This window comes from Roseicyclus marinus (assembly GCF_036322625.1).
Lineage (GTDB): Bacteria > Pseudomonadota > Alphaproteobacteria > Rhodobacterales > Rhodobacteraceae > Roseicyclus > Roseicyclus marinus_A.
The window spans coordinates 2813223-2830184 of sequence record NZ_AP027266.1 but is presented as its reverse complement, the minus strand read 5'-3'; the positions used below and the strand labels follow the sequence as shown (position 1 = coordinate 2830184).

Sequence of the window (16962 nt, the reverse complement as noted above, 5' to 3'; positions counted from 1 at the left end):
ACGAAGGTGCATGCTGCTCAGGCGCAACAGGTAGGCATCTGACGGTCTGAGGTTGGGGGCAATGCAAGAAATGCGTTGCCGGAGCTATTGCCCGCATTAGGCATAAGGGGGGCAGGGGTATCCATTGGCTTCCTGTTATGGGCGGTACCTTCACTTCCTCCCGATCTCGACCTCGGGGTCCTCAGTAGACGATGCCACATTCCGCGCTCACCGCCGATTTTAATTCTGTGAATTATGAGGGTCAGACTTCGAGAGAAAACCAATCAAACCATGAAACGTCGCCTGGCCTCGACAGCTATGTTGTAGCGCTGCTGAAGGGCTGCGATCAAAGCCATTGCGACATATTTGGCCTCTTCATTCTCTGCCTCCACGTAACGCTGTTTCGCCGCATCGAGCAGTTTTTTAATTTTGAATTCCTCGGGCAAGGCCCCTGCCTCGGCCATTATGCGGAAGGCCACAGCCTGCGCCATATCATTGAACGCATCACCTGATCGATCTGGCAGAGGCTTCCCTTCACCCGAGAGGCCACTCAGCTTTACCTCGGCGAAAGCCTTCTGGATTTGTCGCTCCACAAGTCGTTCAAAATTTTGGGGCATAATGCGTTATCGTTGGACCAAGTATAAAGTTATCTTATAACGCCAAAGGGCTTTTGGGAAGACTTAGGGCGGCACCTTTCGGCGCCGCCCTGCCTCAATTCCGAGATTTTCGGAGAAAATCCCCGTTTTCGGACTCAATGGCCAAATTTTCTCATGCGAGTGGCCAAACCTTGCTTGCGAAGGAAAAATTATGGCTGGCAGCACACCTGTATCAATCCACTCGATAAGGCAGTTTCTACGATGAACACTTTGCGCGCAGTTCCAGCAACCTTCGCAGGGCGTACCCCTAAGGAAATGCCAGACGGCAGCCCAAACGAAAAGCCGGACAATGCACCGCCGGAGCTTCCTGCCTTCGATGAACCGGAAAACCCGGTTAGACCACTGCCTGAATATGATCCTGACCTGCCACCCGAGGACCCAATCAATAAATTTTCGCTGATCTTGTGGCTCAGGCAGAATTTATTTTAGCGAGAAATTTGATAATTTGATGAAAATGAAAAGATTTTATTTTCCTGATGCTCGGGATGCTGATTCTATGGTCCTGACATATCTCTGAAGACAAATCGGGCTACTGACCCTTTCCGTTGTGCCAGCATCGCTATGGTGATGCCGTTTTTCGCTGATGACAATCATCAATGAATCAATCGTCGTCCATGTCAGTATAAGCGTGAAGTTGCCGCTTTGGCATGTGCGACACCCAAGCAGATAATGACGGATCCAATCGCGGAGCTGAATGGCAGCGTATGGCTTCGCTGTGGCTTAAGGATCGCGCAAAGCGCCTTTTTGCACGGCATTGGTCGGAAAATGCGACCGAACCAACAGCGAGGAGACCAAGATGCAGACGCCTTCCTTGTCGGCACAACAGGTAACCCTGTTTGCGCCAAATGTGATGAGAGTGATGCCTGACCCGGTCACCATAGTGACGGGTGGAGCCGGTTTTCTTGGGTCACATCTTTGCACGCGCCTGATCGAACAGGGCGACAGGGTGATCGCGATTGACAACCTGTCGACCGGAAAAAGGGCCAATGTGGCCCATCTGGAGGACACGAACCGGTTCACCCTTGTTGAACATGACATCATAATGCCCATCAAGATCGTCGAGGATGTCGCGGCGATCTATAACTTGGCCTGCCCTGCCTCCCCACCGAAATATCAGATCGATCCGATCCATACGCTCCGGACGTCCATCGACGGGTCGCAGAACATGCTGGAGCTTGCACGACAGAAATCCGCGCGAATTCTCCAAGCCTCGACCTCGGAGGTTTACGGCGATCCGGAAACGACACCGCAGCCAGAGAGTTACAAGGGCGCGGTCAATACTTGCGGGCCTCGGGCCTGCTACGACGAGGGCAAGCGCGCGGCGGAGACATTATTCTACGAATACCGAAAGCGGCACCATGTTGACGCGCGGATCGCCCGCATTTTCAACACCTATGGGCCGCGCATGGATCCGCAAGACGGCCGAGTAGTATCGAATTTCGTGGTTCAGGCGCTTTTTGGCGTGGATCTGACGATCTACGGAAACGGGCAGCAAACACGGTCGTTTTGCTATGTCGATGACCTCATCGATGGGCTGATGCGTCTTATGGCCAGCACCGATGGAGTTTCCGGGCCGGTCAATCTGGGCAATCCGCGCGAATTCTCGGTGCTGATGCTCGCTGACATGGTTCTGGAGAAAACAAGGTCTTCTTCGAAGCTGCGCTTTCTTGATGCCCTGCAAGACGATCCCCGACAGCGACGCCCGGACATCACGCTGGCTCGAACGATCCTCGGCTGGCAGCCAAGTACCGCCTTGACGGACGGGCTGGATCGCATGATCGCGCATTTTGCCCAGGAGCTGTGCTGCCAATCCAAGGTGGCCGTGTCATGAACGGCGCGCGCTCGGTTCTTGTGACGGGTGGCGCAGGGTTCATCGGTTCCCAGTGCTGCAAGGCTTTGGCGGCGGCTGGCTATCTGCCGGTGGTCTATGACAACCTTTCCACCGGGCATTCGGGCAATGTGCGTTGGGGGCCTGCGCGGTTTGCAGATCTCTGCGACCGGGACGCGCTTGGCGAAACGATCTCCCGCTACCAGGTCTCGGCCGTGATGCATTTCGCCGCCGCCGCCTATGTCAGTGAGTCCGTCATCGATCCTGGAAAATATCACGACGTCAACATCGGCGGAATGATCGCACTGCTGGATGTGTGCCGTGCCAGGGGTGTCGACGCGGTCATCTTCTCGTCGAGCTGCGCGACCTATGGGGCAGCTGATGTCCTGCCGATCAAGGAAGATACGCCGCAAACCCCGATCAACCCCTACGGCTTCTCGAAGCTGGTCTGTGAGCGGATGCTGCGCGAGCAGGCCGCGGCCTATGGGTTTCGGCCGATGATCCTGCGCTACTTCAATGCTGCCGGTGCTGATCCCGGCGGAGAGATGGGCGAAAGCCACGACCCCGAGACACATCTCATCCCGTTGGCCCTGAGGGCGGCAGCAGGGTGGTCCAAGCCGCTTTCAGTTTTTGGTGCCGATTACGACACACGGGATGGCAGCGGGGTCCGGGACTACATCCATGTTGCCGATCTGGCGCGGGCCCACGTCATGGCTCTCGATCACCTGATGGGGGGCGGGGGGGCAATGACCCTGAACCTTGGGTCCGGCCGTGGCGTTTCCGTATTCGAAGTCCTGGCCTCCGTCGCGCGTGTCACGGGCCGGCATGTGCCCCATGTGATCTTGCCGCGCCGGGCGGGAGATCCGGCCGCACTTGTCGCCGATCCCCGCCGCGCCGCCAGCCGGTTGGGGTTTTCGACACGCCTCAGCGATATCGACACGATGATCGCTCATGCCGCCCCCTGGTTCGGCCACGAGGTCCGCCATGCAGCGACAGCTTGATCCAACGCTTCTTGTTCCGGTTCTCAACGCGAGGATGCGGTCGCGTTATTTTTGGCTGATAGCGGTTTGGGTCGCCTGCGTGCTGTGGTTCTGGTTTTGGTGGCTTGATCCGGCCCATGTAGCAAGTTCCACGGGCTACTCGTTGTCCACGCTGGTTCTGGGGTGGATCTATGGTCTGCAACTTTACTTCGTAGTGATATTCTTGGGGGCCAAAACTTCGGCAGCACCCGATCTGGCCCCCGGCGATGTCCGTGTTGCCATGGTGGTGACCAAGACTCCGGTCGAACCGCTTTCGGTCCTGATCCCAACGCTCGAAGCCATGTTGGCGCAGGATTACCCGCATGACACCTGGCTGGCCGACGAAGACCCCGACGATCTGACCCGGGCGTGGTGTGCGCGCCATGGCGTGAGACTTTCCAGCCGAAAGGACGACCTACGCTATCACAACACGTCATGGCCCCGACGCGCCCGCTGCAAGGAAGGCAATCTTGCCTATTTCTATGACCACTGGGGCTATCGCGATTACGATGTCGTGGCACAGCTTGATGCGGATCACGTCCCGCAGCCGGGTTATCTGCGCGCCATCCTCCGCCCCTTTGCCGATCCTGCCGTGGGATATGTCACGGCGCCTTCGATCTGCGCGGCGAATGCCGGATCAAGTTGGGCCGCACGCGCGCGGCTCCAGGCCGAGGCCGCTTTTCACGGCGTGTTCCAGTCAGGGTATACGTGGCTTCTGGCACCCATGTGCATCGGATCGCATTATGCCGTGCGAACCGCGGCGCTGGCCTCCGTGGGCGGGCTTGGCCCCGAACTGGCCGAGGATCATTCTACCTCCATGATCCTGAACGCCGGTGGATGGCGCGGGGTTCACGCCCCCGACGCCATCGCCATCGGTGACGGTCCCAGAACCCTCGCCGACATGGTGACCCAAGAGTTCCAGTGGTCTCGCAGTCTGGTGGCGCTCTTGTTGACGCATACGCCGCGCTATCTTCGCGATTTGCCCTGGCGGCTCCGGTTCCAATTCCTCTTTTGCCAAGCGCTCTACCCGATGATCGCGCTGACTGCGGCGTTGATCTATGCCTTGCCCATAGCGGCATTGTTGCTCGACCGTCCTTATGCCGATGTGACCTATGCGGAGTTCCTTGGTCATAGCCTGCCCGCCGTCGGAGCCATTCTCGCCTTTGCATTAGCGATGCGGCGGGATGGGCTCTTTCGTCCCGCGGCTGCGCCTGTTCTGAGCTGGGAGAAAGCGCTCTTTCTATTGGTCCAGTGGCCATGGGTGGCATTTGGCTGCGTCATGGCGTTCCGCGACAGGCTGACAGGTAGCTTCGTCGATTTTCGCATCACCCCGAAAGGCACAGGCACAACGGCTCGATTGCCTTACAAGATTTTGGCAGTCTACAGCGTCTTGCTCATCGGCGCGATCGGGCCCGTGTTCTTGGTCAGCCGCGTCGAGGATGCGGCGGGGTTCTATCTTCTCTCGGCGCTGAATGCCTTCTTTTACGCCGCAATCCTTTGGGTCGCCGTTCTCGGCCACATTCGCGAGAATGCCGCCGACTGGTGGCGCGACATGCGCCCGCATCTCAGCAGTGCCGCCCTGGGGAGTTTCCTGGTTGTCGGGGCAGTCTCACTGCGGGCGCCGGAAGGGGTCCATGCCCTCACCTATGGGACAGCGCTTCATGATCTGACGCGGGCCGAGTTCCTTGTTTCGGGCGCAGGCAGCGGAGCCGAAGTCGGTGCCTCGCGTATCCGTTTCAACACGACACGAACAAGTCGTGCCAATGGTGACTGAGGACGAAAAGGAGATATGTCATGGCAACCCGTAACATCATGCCCGTCTTGATGGGCCGCCGCACATTTGTTTTGGGAGCTGCCTTGACCGGAGCGGGCTTGTCTGCCGCGTTAGGTCCCTCATCCGGTTCTGTTCCGCCTGGCAGGATCTCTTTCGGTGCCTACGATCCGGGAGGCGACTTTTCCGACACAGCCGATTGCACCATCGAACACATTTTTCTGCCGTGGGAGGATGTCGCCATCGAGACGGTCTTTGACGCCGACAGATACGCCAGAGCGCGCAACCGTACCCTGCTTGTAACGCTGGAGCCTTGGACTTGGTCAAGAAGCGAGCGCAACACGGCGCGCAGTTTGCGTGAAGGGATCGCTTCAGGGGCTTATGACGACAATATGCGTTCCATTTGCGAGGTCTTTGCCGCCCTCGAAAGCCCGCTCATTCTGAGGTGGGGACATGAGATGGACAATGAAAATGGCCGTTTCATCTGGTCGGGTTGGCGTCCCTCGGATTACATTGCTGCCTATCGCCGCATGGCAACTATCGCGCGGCGGGTGGTGCCTGGGATCCAGCTCATCTGGTCTCCCCTCGGCAATGCCACAATGCAGGCCTTCTATCCGGGCGATGATCTCGTCGACCTTGTGGGACTGACCGTTTTCGGATTGCAAGAATGGGATCGCGCAAATCATGGTCGGGACCGCAGTTTCGCCGAGATCCTTGCCCCGCGCTATGATCGCGCCGTCGTATTCGGTAAGCCGGTCATGTTGGCAGAGTTGGGCTATAGTGGCGATGCAGCCTATGTCGCGGCCTGGGACCGACAGGTCCGGACAATGTCGGCAAGATTCCCAGCGCTTGTGGGGGTGGTCTATTTCAACCACCCGGAGGTTTACGACTGGCCGCAAGGTTTTGGCCTGCCGGATTGGCGCATCACACGACGCGTCACTGCACCGCAGAGCTGAGCTGACCTCTCCGGGGCGGTGCGTTGAGAACCGTGCTTTGCAAGCCGTGGTCGACGCTTCATAAGCGCCTGGCTTTCTGATCGGTTCGGTTTCCGGATCGCGGCAGGCATTCGGTGGAACGCCAGTCCTCAAAAATGCAAGATCAGGGAAACCCGTGCCGAAAACATGTCGAAATTGAAGTTTCCCGACTGTGAGAAAACCGCCTGTGACGTGTTCGGACCCGTCGTATTCGAGGTGGAGAGAAACAGCCGGCTGGCTGTGTCCACGTTAAGGCGGTCATAATGCGCGTCGAGACGTAGGGACAGCCGATGTGACAGGCGCTGCTCCACGCCAAGGCCGAGCGTGAACCCCACGGCAAGGTCGTTGGTCGAAAAGGGAGAGCTTGCTCTCGAAAAACTGGATGAAGTTCCACTCACGCTGGACGAGGTGACGTAGGCGGCGCTTGTCGAAACCTGTGCAACGGCAATCCCGGCACCGCCCAGCAGCAGCAAGCCGCCGTCGACATCTCGTCCCAGCACGAGACGCACCCGGTAGAGCGGGCCGATCTCCCCGACGACTCCTGCCTCGGCACAATTGCGAAAGAGCGCACAGCCATTTTCCGGCCCGAAGCTGCGGCTTCCCAACTCCATGTCGATTTCACCGCCGAGCACCCATGATCCAAAATTTTCGCGGTAGCCGATCATGGCGTAGGGCACAAACCCGTTGGAATTGGCCATGTTCACGGAGCTACCGTTTACACTTGCCGAGAGCGTATCGAACGACAGCCGTGTGACGGTCGGCGCTAACCCCAAGCCGACATAGCCACCCGAAAGACGGGTGTCGGCAGAGGTTGCACCTGCATTCAGACCAAGAAGAAGTGTTATTAGGAAAAGCCGGATGACCATGGCCTTTAGCCTTGTCGCCTGTTCCAAGGCCGCTCATCGGGCGTAACGACCGGCCACGTACGAGTATTGCAGCAGTGATTTTATAGATCAAAAACGTGCCGCCTGCATCAAAAACAACCAGCGAGGGCTACGCGGCACAGGAAAGGAGCAGCTTCGTTGTCTGGTGCAATCGTCCTACGCAAGCGCGATGTCTGGGCCATTCCAGTCAACGTCAGGGTGCTCAAACCCGTCACGAGCAGGCCGGATCCTCCATGTGTCACTGCGGAATTGCGAAAGCACCGCCGCAGTCATGAAAAAACCCATCTCCATGGGAGCGCTGTAGATGCCAATCCACACCGCCCGACGGAATAGAAGTCAAACCGGATAGTTCGACAGTACGAAGGCGCGCAGGCTGAAATCCGCAAGCTGCGTGATGATCCTCCCAGCCAGGCAGGTGGTGCTCTGGCGTCATGTTCCAAACGGAGGAAATACTCATGAAACTCTTCGCAATTCCCTTCATCATCGCCGGCATCTGCGTTGGTGGTGCCGCGATGGCAGACGGCAACTGGTCCTTTGTCAATCAGGAAGGGTTCGGCAATGGCCAGGGCACCTTCCAGCATGGTGATTACAACGCCGCGATCACTGATCAGCGCGGCTTCGGCAACGGTTCGCTGTCGCTTCAGGAGGGTCTGGGCAACATGTCGGTCACCGGTCAGCGCGGCTGGGACAACCTCTCGATCACCGATCAGCTTGGCATCGGCAACGCCTCCGAGACGATGCAGTTCGGGAGTGGTCACGAGTCGGAGACCATCCAGACAGGCGTTGGAAACTCTTCGCTGACCGTGCAGTCCAACTGAGTGAGCGCGTCGGATAAATCATCATCCGACGCGCCGCTGGGGGCGGCGCAGACGACCTCCGTCGCCTCCAATTCCAAAACAAAGCAAGAATTGAAGGATAACTGTCATGTTTCGTCAGATCACTCTACGGCGCAGTCTCTGCATCGTGATTGGAGCTGCTCTGCTTGTTTCGACCGGTGTCGCCAGCGCACAAAATTTCTCGACCACCAATCAATCGGGCTTCGGAAACCGTGCCGAGACTACGCAGGCCGGGCGTAATTTTTCGGCCATCGCTCAAGATGGTGCAGACAACCTGGCGGATGTCACCCAGAGCGGACGGCACAATATCTCGGGCGTCATGCAATCCGGTACGGGGCACGAGGTCAGCGTGGATCAGGAGGGTGATCGCAGTATCAATGCAGCGGCGCAAGTCTCCTCCAGATTATCTTCGATCAACATGTCTGCCGAGGGTGACCATGGCGGAATAACGTCGGAATTCACCTTGCAGTCCGATTGAGACCGCCTGACTTGGAGGAAGGAAGTGATGCAGAAGCCAAGACCGAACACCCGTTTTCGCTTTGCGCCGTCCAGAGCGCATGTTTGGCTGGCCGTCAGTCTGACCGCAGCGTCGATTTCATTTGGCTTGCCGGGTCTTGCCCTTGCCGACACCGGGTCAACGCAATGCCGGGTCGTATCGCAAGAAAGTGGCAATCATGTGCTGTTGATTGCCCATGTCGTGCCGGGAGATGTCATGGTCGGACACTACCGACTGAACGTCATTACAGAGAGTCAGGGCGGTCGGTCCCAAGTTGGTCAACAAGGCAACTTCAATGGCGAGCCTGGACGCGATCTGGAACTTGGCTCGGTCGGTGTGGGGCGACGACAGGGTGCCGACACGATGGCGGAATTGGTCATCACCATCGACGGACAGACGGTCTGCACATCGGTATACGCCATGAATTCTCCCTGACCGCCCTCTCTCTTGACGGTCATCAATGCCACCTTCTGGGAGGTGGCTTTACAAAAGAGGCGCGGGCCAGCGGACACTTTGCACTGGCTGAGCGGCCGTCGCCCGGACCCGCACTGATCGTCAACGGCTTCATGCCTTGGGGGGATGCGATGCGGGATGCCACTGAGGGCGCGGACGCGCTCGTTTCACGATGTGAGATCGTCCGATTGTTCGAAGCAGCCGTGGAGGGAAACCTGCACGGAGTCGCCCTCGATCTGATCTGCGATCGGATGTCCGATGTTGCCTGCCTCATTTACAGGCAAGACGATGCGATTGCCGCCAATATCGACATCATGCACCGACGGCTTGGCGGAACCGCCATGCCGCCCTTTCCGATCGAACTGGGCACTGATTGCGCCCTCTTCCGCGAGCATCGGCGGCAGTCAGTCGGCAACGTGTTCACCAGCGACGCGCTGATGCCCCGCGACGCCTTTCGGGCAACGCGGTTCTTCATCGACTGGCTTGCGAAGGCAGGCGATTTCGATGCCAGCTGCGGCGTGGTGATTACCCGAGACCAAGCCGTCCAGACGGTGCTCGAAATACGCTATGCGGCTCATGACGCCCGTCGCTTGGAAAGCCACGCGGTGGCGCTGCTGGAGCAGCTCTCTCTGCCGCTGGTACAAGCCTCGCGGATCGCCGACTTGGCTTTTGACGCGGGACGGGCGCAGACGGAGGCACAAAACTTTCTCGAACTCAGCTCGTTTCCAACGTTCATCGTCGACAAGCGCTGCCGTCTGAAGGCGATGAATGGCCGTGGCGAGAGCCTGTTGCGACATGCCTCGGGTCTGGTCCTCGGGATGGATCATACCCTGCACGCCGTCGATCCGACCAACACTGCTTTGCTGCAAGGTGCAGTGGAACAGGCGAGCCTTGCCCACAAGAGCCGGAGCGAGGTGGTCGCCCTGCGCGCGAAATCCGGGCGCGCGCCGCAGGTTCTGACACTGACGCCACTGGTTGGCCCGTCCCACGGGCGTTTGCCCTGCACGGGCAATCGGGCTTTGCAGGGCAAAGTGGCGATCATCGCGATTGACGGATGGGACACTCTGCGGATCGGCCGGGATACGCTTTGGACGATCTTCGGTTTGACAACTCGGGAATCCGAACTTGCTCTGGCATTGCTGGAGGGGCGCACCTTGCCCGAATTCGCCCAAGACCAGTCCGTTTCGAAGCAGACTTTGCGAAATCAGCTTTCTTCTTTGTTGCGCAAGACGGGCACATCGCGGCAGAGCGAACTTCTGGCGCTCCTCCTTCAGATGGCGCGTGCCTTGCCTTTGTAGGCGGCCCGGCCAGACGGCCTCACCCTGTGACAGGCGCATATCGACAGCAATTCGATAACTTGTTGCAAACGGTATCGGGGCAAGCAGGCCCGAGCGTGCTCCTGTTCGAAACAGTTCTGCCTCAAATTAAGTTACGGTGAAGATTTCGGGCCAAAAGTTGACAGATCGTTACCGGCTGGTCGATCTTCCCGCGCTGTTTCGGACGTCAGGTCGTGTTTATGGCGTCATTGCTTCACGTGGCGTGATCTTGGTCCCGTGCGCGACGGATGATCCGGGATATGCGATGACGCGTGCGCCCTCTGCGACGCCTGCTAGGACCTCGGCCCAGTCGCGCGATACATGGCCGAGCACCACGGGGGTTTGCACCGCTCTGCCGTTCACTTCGGTGAACAGCGCCCAGTCGTCGGCGGATCTGAACAGGGCGGCTGACGGCACCTGAAGCACGTTTTCCGCCTCCCATGTGACGAGGGTCACCTCGACCCGGTAGCCGGCTCCAAGCCCGGCGCGTTGATTGGGCGGGCTCAGGATGTCGAGGATCAGGGGAACGCGCTGTTCCTCGATCCCAAGGGCCGAGATGCGCGAAAAACCGGAGGGGCCGATCTGCCGGACTTCGGCTTCCAGAACGGTTTCCCCGCCCCATCCCGTGATGCGGGCAGGGGTGCCGCGGTTAAGGCCGACAGCATCGCCCGACAGAAGATCGACGCGGATTTCGAGATCCGAGGGATCGCCGATAACGAGAAGGGTCTCACCGGCGGTGACGAGCCGGGCGCTTTCGTCCGTGAGTTCGAGAACGAGGCCGGAATGCGGTGCCGTGATCTCGACACAGCAGGTGGCGGAAGCTTGGGAACGGATTGTTGCGGGGCTTTCCAGTTGCGCTTGCATCCGCGCCAGAGTGGCGCGCCGCATGTCCAGATCGGCTTGTGCCACGTCATGCGCGGAACTTGCGACCAAGGCGGCTTGTTCTGCATCCTCCAGAACGGTCCGGGAAAGCGTGCCACGCTCAGTGAGCGCGCGGATACGGTCGCGTTCTGCCAGCGCATGATCCAGCTGTGTCTGGGCCCGGGCGCGATTGGCCTCGGCCAGCCTGACGGCAGCTTCTGCCTCGCTTACGGATGCCTCCGCCAGACGCCGCGCCCTTGCGTCCAGAAAGGGCGGCTCGGCCGGCTCGACCACGGCCACTACCGTCGATCCCCCTACCACGGCATCGCCCAGCCGAACGGGTGAGCGATGCGCAGCACCGGTGACGGGGGCGGTCACGCGCCAGCTGTCACGGACGCGGGTGATCCCTTCGGCGGAGATGGTTACCTGCATTGGTGCGTGCTGCACTTCGACCAGATCCACGGCAACCGGAGCTGGCAAAAACGCCCAGAAAAGCCCCCCGAGAATGATGGCGGCGACGAGAGCCAGTGCAACGGTGCGATTGGGTCCGGCCAAGGTCATTCCTTCCGTTTGAGGGCGCTGACGATATCAACATGGTCAAGGGTTCGGCGCACCGCGAGCACGCAGGCCAATGCCGTCAGGATCACGATCAGGGCGGCGATGGCATAGGTGCGGCGTGTGACCACAACGAGGATCGTCACCACATCCGTAGAAAATCCATCGGCCATCAGCATGCAGAAAGCGTAGCCGAAAAGCCAACCAAGCGGAACGGCCAGCAGCGTCAGGAACATCTGTTCTGCCACGAGCACATAGCCCACTTCCCGCCTGTGGAACCCGAGCACCCGGAGCGATGCCAGTTCATGAGCGCGTTCGGCCAGCTGGATCCGGGCCGTGTTGTAGACGACGCCGATGGTGATGAGCATACCGAGCGATGCGAAGATCACTGTCATCGTCACGAGGCTTTCGTCGAGCGTTTCTTCGAGCTGTCGGCGGATGTCGCTCCAGAGCGTGAGGCGCGCGATGGCGGGTGTCTGCCGCACGCTCGCCTGAAGGGCCGCGCGCTCTGTCTCGTCGATGGAGAGGTGGATCACGTTGACTTGCGGCACCTGTCCGATCAGCGCGAAAAACGCCGCTCGGTTCATGTAAGCATCTTGTCCGAGGCTCTGGCGGATCACGGCCGTTACGGGAAGATCCCAGCTGCCGCGCGGGGCGGTCAGGAGGTCTACCCTAAGCTGGTCACCTGGACGCGCCCTGAGCGCCTCGGCCAGCCCCTCGGACAGGGCGAGGCCCGTTCTGGGCATCTGTACGGCCCGGCCATCGGCATCGAGCAGGCGTGCCAGACTTGCGTCGGGGGCGCGTGCCTGAAGGCTCGCGAGCCGCGTATTTGCGCCATGCGACAGGCGAACCGGCACGTGGTAAAGTCCTTCGGCTCTCAGAACACCAGGCAGGGCGAGGGCGTCGCGCTCTGCCTGTGTTGTGGCAGGCTGGGCGAGGGTGATGGTCGCGTCCTGCCGGTTCGCGAGTTCGAACAGGTCTTCGAGGATCAGGTCGAGGGCGTCGAAGGTGAAAAACGAGGCGACCAGAACGGCGACGGAACCGCCGACCCCGAAAAGCGTGACAGCGGCGCGATCGGGCCAGCGCAGGAGCGACCGGAGGATCATCATGGTCGTCTGCCGAAACCCGAGTGCCGCTCCCAGCCTTTCGTGCCAGCCATGACGATAGTTGGGCGGGGCGGGCGGCGACATGGCCACGGCAGGTGCAAGACGGCTCGCGGCCCGAACAGCGCGCAGCCCGCCAAGCAGTGCTGCGGCCATTCCCAGCAAACAGGCGATCAGGATCGGTGCGGGTCCCGGGCGGTAGAGAAGGTTTGGGAAGCGGAAATAGCGGGTGTAGAGCTCGGTCAACTCGTGTCCCAGCCACCAGCCGAAGAAACAGCCGAGCACAAGTCCGGTGAGGCCAATTGCAACGGTCATCTTGCTGTAATGCGCGGTGATCCTGCGGGTTCGGTAGCCAAGCGCCTTGAGCAGCCCGATCTGTCCCCGGTCGCGTGCGACGATGCGCCCGAGCACCATGTTCACCAGAACCGAGGCCACGATGAGAAAGATCGGCGGGAGCACGGCGGCCATGGTCCCGAGCTGTTTCAATTCGCCCTCGATGAAGACATGCGAGGGCTGCTGGTCGCGCCCATGGGCGCCGGTCCCGCCGTAGGGTGCGAGCAGGCGGTCCAGCCGTGCGATCACCGCTTGTTCTCGCGCGCCGGGTGACAGGGTCACCGCCAGGTCGTTGAAGGCACCTTCCAGATCCATTGCGGCGGCGGCCGCGTCTTCGCCCATCCACAGGATGCCGAAATTCTCGTCGTCGGGTTCCATTGACCCGGAGGCGACGGTGTAGATGTATTCCGGCGAAATAACGATGCCCGTCACGACCAGCGGGCGCATCCGGCCGTTCAGCACCGCAGACAGGCGGTCGCCCGCAATGAGGCCATTGGCTTCGGCGAATGCTTCGGAGACGGCGACCTCTTCGGGCCGGTCGGGGCGGGGCATCCGACCGTGACGTAAAACCGGGACGTTGAGAACAGGCTCGCCGGTCGGCGGCAAGGATATGAGGATGGCCGAAGCCGGTTCGGGTTTGCCATCAATGTCGATCATCGCGGGGAACACCACCCGCCCCTCGACCTGGGCCACGCCGTCGACATGCGCGATTTCGGCCAGAAGGTTTCTGGGCGCGCGGGTGAGGCGCGCGAAGACATCGGCAAAGCGGGTCACTTCGTAAAAGCTCGTGCGCATGGCTTCGAGCGAGCGCTGGGTTCCGCTGGAGAGCACCAGAACCATGATGCCGCAGCCAAGCACGAGCGCGATGGCGAGGCATTGCATCCAGATCCGCCGCAGTTCGCGCAGAAGCTTGCGGTCGAGTGTCCCCATCACCAGCTCACCTCGGAGGGGGACAGGCGGGTCGCGTTGCGGTCCTCGTGCGTGATCCGTCCGTCGGCCATGTGGATAACGCGGTCTGCGATCCGCCGGATCCCGACATTATGGGTGATCAATGCGATGGCAGTGCCGTGGTTGCGGTTCGCCTCGACCAGTGCATGTAGAACGGTGACCCCGGTCTTGCTGTCGAGCGCGCCTGTCGGTTCATCGCAAAGCAGGATCTGGGGCCGTTTGGCGATAGCTCTTGCGATGGACACGCGCTGTTGTTCTCCGCCAGACATTTCCGAGGGGAAGTGATCGAGCCGCCCCGAAAGCCCCACTTGGTCGAGAGCGTCCTCGGGTCTCATCGGATCGTCGGCGATCTCGGTCACGAGGGCCACGTTTTCGCGGGCCGTCAGGCTGGGCACGAGGTTGTAGAACTGGAAGACAAAGCCAACATGCGCCCGCCGGAACTCGGTCAGGGCGTCGTCGTCGAGGGACGTGAGGTCCCGGTCGCGGAAGTGGATGCGGCCGGAGCTGGGCCGATCCAGCCCGCCCAGAATGTTCAGGAGCGTCGATTTCCCTGACCCGGATTCACCGAGCAGAACGACGATTTCGTGTGGATAGAGAGCGAAGTCGACGCCGCGCAGAGCGTGAACTGCGACCGAGCCCGAGCGGTAGATCTTGGTGACCTCCTCGGTTCGCAGGATCGCTGCAAGTTGGGTCGGCTCGTTATCCATGGATGCAGGAGTAGCAGGTCCGGCGATCTCTTTACCTTGATGAAGGACAAATGCCATTGATGCCCGAGGCCGCCATCATCTCTGGCCAAGGGTAGGCGCTAAGTTATCGGAGGTTGCCGCGCGTCAGGGGCATCTGCCGGCGATTTCGGAAACCGGAAAGACCGCCCTTTGTAACGCGTCATGGTGCCGACAGTTCTGGCCCGATCCGGCACGCGTTCCCATGCGCGTCCCATGACGAAAAGCGCATTGAGGGCGGTCAATGCATGGTCCCCCTTCGCCATGCTGATCTGGGCCACCGAGGATGCAGAAAGCGGGAAGGGCACAGGTGCAGAAGAAGAAATCCGGAGCTCGTCCCATCGTGCAAGCCATGCGTCCCGTCGTAGCGCGACGGTCAGAACCACCTGCCGTGACCGTGGAGGTCCCTGAGCATCGGCACCAGACCCTCGACCGGAGCGTCCGGGCTGCGAGGGCAAGGTTCAGCGCGGGGCTTTCCACACATGCATTCCTGGAGGCATGGGTGGATTGGGCGATGCACCTGTCCCGCGCCCCCGGGCGGCAACTGGAATTGTTCGAACGCGCGCAGGAGAATGCGTTGAAGCTGACAGCGTTCATGGTCACCCGTGACCGCGATACCGCGCCGCCCTTTGCGCCCAAAGCCTTCGATCATCGGTTTGACCATCCGTTGTGGTCGAGGTTTCCCTATCTTGGCTGGCAACAGGGATTTCTTGCCGCGCAAGATTGGTGGGATGCCGCGACATCGCCGCTGCGCGGATTGGAGCGTAGGGAAACCGAGCGGACCCGCTTCATGGCGCGGCAGGCGCTCGACCTGGTCTCTCCCTCGAATTTCCCTGTGTCCAATCCGGAAATCGTCGTCGAAACGGTGCGCACCAAAGGGCGCAACATGGTCGACGGGTCACATCATCTGGCGCGCGACATCCTGAAGACGCTCACGCAACGTCGCGATCCGCCGCCCGAAGGGTTTCGTCCGGGCAAGGATCTTGCCTGCACGCCCGGGAAGGTCGTGTTCCGCAACGCTCTTTGCGAACTGATCCAGTACGAGCCGACCACGGAAACCGTGCGGCCCGAGCCCATCCTGATCGTCCCGGCCTGGATCATGAAATACTACATCCTCGATCTCTCACCACAGAATTCCCTTGTGAGGTTTCTCGTATCGCAGGGGTTCACGGTCTTCATGATGTCGTGGGTCAACCCCAAGGCAGACAAGGCCGGCTTGTCGCTCGAGGATTATCGCAGGGACGGCGTGCTGGCAGCCCTCGATGCGATCAACGAGATCGTGCCGGGCCGTCGGGTCCATGCGATGGGATACTGCCTTGGCGGCACAATGCTTGCCATCGCGGCGGCCACGATGGCGCGTGATGCGGTCGACCGGCTGGCAACGGTCACGCTCCTGGCGGCCCAAGTGGATTTCGTCGAGGCAGGCGAGCTGCTTTTGTTCCTCGATGAAAGCCAGGTTGCCGTCCTCGAAGACCTGATGTGGGACCAGGGATTTCTGGACAGGCCCCAGATGACCCGAACCTTTGCGGCGATCCGGGCCGAGGACTTGATATACAGCCGGGCGGTGCGGCGTTATTTTCTGGGGCGAGAGGATCTGCCCTCGGACATCGGGGTCTGGAACACCGACACAACCCGTATGCCAGCCCGTATGCATGGAGAATATCTGCGCGGGCTGTTCCTCGAAAACAGGTTGAGCGCCGGGCGTTTCGCGGTCGAGGGTCGGGTGATTGCGCTCAAGGACATTGCCGTTCCGATGTTCGTCGTGGCCACGGAAACCGACCACATCGCGCCCTGGCAATCGGTCTACAAGGCGCAGCTCTTCACGGATGGCGACCTGACCTTCGTGTTGACAAAAGGCGGGCACAACGGGGGTATCCTGAGCGAGCCGGGGCATCCGGGGCGACATTACAGGATATCGCACCGACCAGCGGGCGCGCCTTATGCGGGACCGGATGGCTGGATCGAACGGCATGATCCAAAAGATGGATCGTGGTGGCCGGAATGGTCGTCCTGGCTTGCCGCACAAAGTGGCCCCCCTGTCGCTCCGCCTGAGATCGGGGCTGTGGCGCGCGGCCTGCCACCTCTTGCCGATGCACCGTGCAGCTACATCCACCAGGTTTAGAACGGATGGATCATCGCCGGGCGCAAGGCACAGCATGCCCCGGTCCGCATTGACTGACGACAATGCAAGCCGATGCGGGAAAGCGGATCGTGCCCATCAATGACGA

15 protein-coding genes are annotated in these 16962 nt (G+C 60.5%); 10 read left to right on the top strand and 5 right to left on the bottom strand.

Annotation, left to right across the window (positions count from 1 at the left end; genetic code table 11):
- Positions 1 to 263 precede the first annotated feature (263 nt).
- Positions 264 to 596 carry a DnaJ family domain-containing protein gene (locus AABA51_RS13635; protein ID WP_338272501.1) on the bottom strand — a complete coding sequence of 111 codons (333 nt, stop codon included), beginning with the start codon at positions 594 to 596 and terminating at the stop codon, positions 264 to 266.
- A 240-nt stretch (positions 597 to 836) separates the two neighbouring features.
- Between AABA51_RS13635 and AABA51_RS13630 the strand changes: the two genes are divergently transcribed.
- From AABA51_RS13630 to AABA51_RS13610, 5 genes are all read left to right on the top strand, one after another.
- Positions 837 to 1064 carry a hypothetical protein gene (locus tag AABA51_RS13630; RefSeq protein ID WP_338272500.1) on the top strand — a complete coding sequence of 76 codons (228 nt, stop codon included), beginning with the start codon at positions 837 to 839 and terminating at the stop codon, positions 1062 to 1064.
- Positions 1065 to 1485: 421 nt separating this feature from the next.
- The gene (locus AABA51_RS13625) at positions 1486 to 2466 is read left to right on the top strand and encodes a UDP-glucuronic acid decarboxylase family protein (protein WP_338276607.1); all 981 of its coding nucleotides are present in this window, start codon (positions 1486 to 1488) and stop codon (positions 2464 to 2466) included.
- Positions 2463 to 3464 carry a UDP-glucose 4-epimerase GalE gene (gene galE / locus AABA51_RS13620; RefSeq protein WP_338272499.1) on the top strand — a complete coding sequence of 334 codons (1002 nt, stop codon included), beginning with the start codon at positions 2463 to 2465 and terminating at the stop codon, positions 3462 to 3464. The genes AABA51_RS13625 and galE overlap by 4 nt, the downstream gene beginning before the upstream one ends.
- Positions 3448 to 5256 carry a glycosyltransferase gene (locus tag AABA51_RS13615; protein ID WP_338272498.1) on the top strand — a complete coding sequence of 603 codons (1809 nt, stop codon included), beginning with the start codon at positions 3448 to 3450 and terminating at the stop codon, positions 5254 to 5256. Before galE ends, AABA51_RS13615 begins: the two co-directional genes overlap by 17 nt.
- A 20-nt stretch (positions 5257 to 5276) precedes the next feature.
- Positions 5277 to 6209, top strand: a complete 933-nt coding sequence (locus tag AABA51_RS13610; RefSeq protein WP_338272497.1) for a glycoside hydrolase family 26 protein — start codon at positions 5277 to 5279, stop codon at positions 6207 to 6209.
- A gap of 128 nt (positions 6210 to 6337) precedes the next feature.
- Here AABA51_RS13610 and AABA51_RS13605 read toward each other — a convergent pair whose 3' ends face one another.
- On the bottom strand, positions 6338 to 7093 hold the full coding sequence (locus AABA51_RS13605) for a hypothetical protein (protein ID WP_338272496.1): 756 nt from the start codon (positions 7091 to 7093) through the stop codon (positions 6338 to 6340).
- A gap of 473 nt (positions 7094 to 7566) precedes the next feature.
- Here AABA51_RS13605 and AABA51_RS13600 point away from each other — a divergent pair, with 473 nt between their 5' ends.
- The 4 genes from AABA51_RS13600 to AABA51_RS13585 all read left to right on the top strand — a co-directional run bounded on the left by AABA51_RS13600 (position 7567) and on the right by AABA51_RS13585 (position 10194).
- Positions 7567 to 7929, top strand: a complete 363-nt coding sequence (locus AABA51_RS13600) for a hypothetical protein (RefSeq protein WP_338272495.1) — start codon at positions 7567 to 7569, stop codon at positions 7927 to 7929.
- A 106-nt stretch (positions 7930 to 8035) separates the two neighbouring features.
- Entirely contained in the window at positions 8036 to 8425 is a 390-nt protein-coding gene (locus AABA51_RS13595; protein WP_338272494.1) for a hypothetical protein, read from the top strand.
- A 27-nt stretch (positions 8426 to 8452) separates the two neighbouring features.
- On the top strand, positions 8453 to 8878 hold the full coding sequence (csgH, locus tag AABA51_RS13590; protein ID WP_338272493.1) for a curli-like amyloid fiber formation chaperone CsgH: 426 nt from the start codon (positions 8453 to 8455) through the stop codon (positions 8876 to 8878).
- A gap of 149 nt (positions 8879 to 9027) precedes the next feature.
- Positions 9028 to 10194 (top strand): helix-turn-helix transcriptional regulator, encoded by a 1167-nt coding sequence (locus AABA51_RS13585; RefSeq protein WP_338272492.1) that lies wholly within the window; start codon positions 9028 to 9030, stop codon positions 10192 to 10194.
- A gap of 216 nt (positions 10195 to 10410) precedes the next feature.
- Here AABA51_RS13585 and AABA51_RS13580 read toward each other — a convergent pair whose 3' ends face one another.
- The 3 genes from AABA51_RS13580 to AABA51_RS13570 form a co-directional block, all read right to left on the bottom strand.
- Entirely contained in the window at positions 10411 to 11505 is a 1095-nt protein-coding gene (locus AABA51_RS13580; protein WP_338272491.1) for an efflux RND transporter periplasmic adaptor subunit, read from the bottom strand.
- 125 nt (positions 11506 to 11630) lie between these two features.
- On the bottom strand, positions 11631 to 13994 hold the full coding sequence (locus AABA51_RS13575; RefSeq protein WP_338272489.1) for an ABC transporter permease: 2364 nt from the start codon (positions 13992 to 13994) through the stop codon (positions 11631 to 11633).
- Positions 13994 to 14719: an ABC transporter ATP-binding protein gene (locus AABA51_RS13570; RefSeq protein WP_338276606.1), complete on the bottom strand. Its 726-nt coding sequence runs from the start codon at positions 14717 to 14719 to the stop codon at positions 13994 to 13996. The genes AABA51_RS13575 and AABA51_RS13570 overlap by 1 nt, the downstream gene beginning before the upstream one ends.
- A gap of 301 nt (positions 14720 to 15020) precedes the next feature.
- On the opposite strand from AABA51_RS13570, the gene AABA51_RS13565 reads away from it, so the two are divergent.
- Positions 15021 to 16856 (top strand): PHA/PHB synthase family protein, encoded by a 1836-nt coding sequence (locus AABA51_RS13565; protein ID WP_338272488.1) that lies wholly within the window; start codon positions 15021 to 15023, stop codon positions 16854 to 16856.
- Positions 16857 to 16962 lie beyond the last annotated feature (106 nt).

Coding starts and splice junctions, on each gene's coding strand:
- AABA51_RS13585 (WP_338272492.1), top strand. CDS start 9,028: ATGCGGGATGCCACTGAGGGCGCGGACGCGCTCGTTTCACGATGTGAG.
- AABA51_RS13615 (WP_338272498.1), top strand. CDS start 3,448: ATGCAGCGACAGCTTGATCCAACGCTTCTTGTTCCGGTTCTCAACGCG.
- AABA51_RS13605 (WP_338272496.1), bottom strand. CDS start 7,093: ATGGTCATCCGGCTTTTCCTAATAACACTTCTTCTTGGTCTGAATGCA.
- csgH (WP_338272493.1), top strand. CDS start 8,453: ATGCAGAAGCCAAGACCGAACACCCGTTTTCGCTTTGCGCCGTCCAGA.
- AABA51_RS13570 (WP_338276606.1), bottom strand. CDS start 14,719: ATGGATAACGAGCCGACCCAACTTGCAGCGATCCTGCGAACCGAGGAG.
- AABA51_RS13610 (WP_338272497.1), top strand. CDS start 5,277: ATGGCAACCCGTAACATCATGCCCGTCTTGATGGGCCGCCGCACATTT.
- AABA51_RS13565 (WP_338272488.1), top strand. CDS start 15,021: ATGCAGAAAGCGGGAAGGGCACAGGTGCAGAAGAAGAAATCCGGAGCT.
- AABA51_RS13630 (WP_338272500.1), top strand. CDS start 837: ATGAACACTTTGCGCGCAGTTCCAGCAACCTTCGCAGGGCGTACCCCT.
- AABA51_RS13595 (WP_338272494.1), top strand. CDS start 8,036: ATGTTTCGTCAGATCACTCTACGGCGCAGTCTCTGCATCGTGATTGGA.
- AABA51_RS13625 (WP_338276607.1), top strand. CDS start 1,486: ATGAGAGTGATGCCTGACCCGGTCACCATAGTGACGGGTGGAGCCGGT.
- AABA51_RS13580 (WP_338272491.1), bottom strand. CDS start 11,505: ATGCAGGTAACCATCTCCGCCGAAGGGATCACCCGCGTCCGTGACAGC.
- AABA51_RS13635 (WP_338272501.1), bottom strand. CDS start 596: ATGCCCCAAAATTTTGAACGACTTGTGGAGCGACAAATCCAGAAGGCT.
- AABA51_RS13575 (WP_338272489.1), bottom strand. CDS start 13,994: ATGGGGACACTCGACCGCAAGCTTCTGCGCGAACTGCGGCGGATCTGG.
- AABA51_RS13600 (WP_338272495.1), top strand. CDS start 7,567: ATGAAACTCTTCGCAATTCCCTTCATCATCGCCGGCATCTGCGTTGGT.
- galE (WP_338272499.1), top strand. CDS start 2,463: ATGAACGGCGCGCGCTCGGTTCTTGTGACGGGTGGCGCAGGGTTCATC.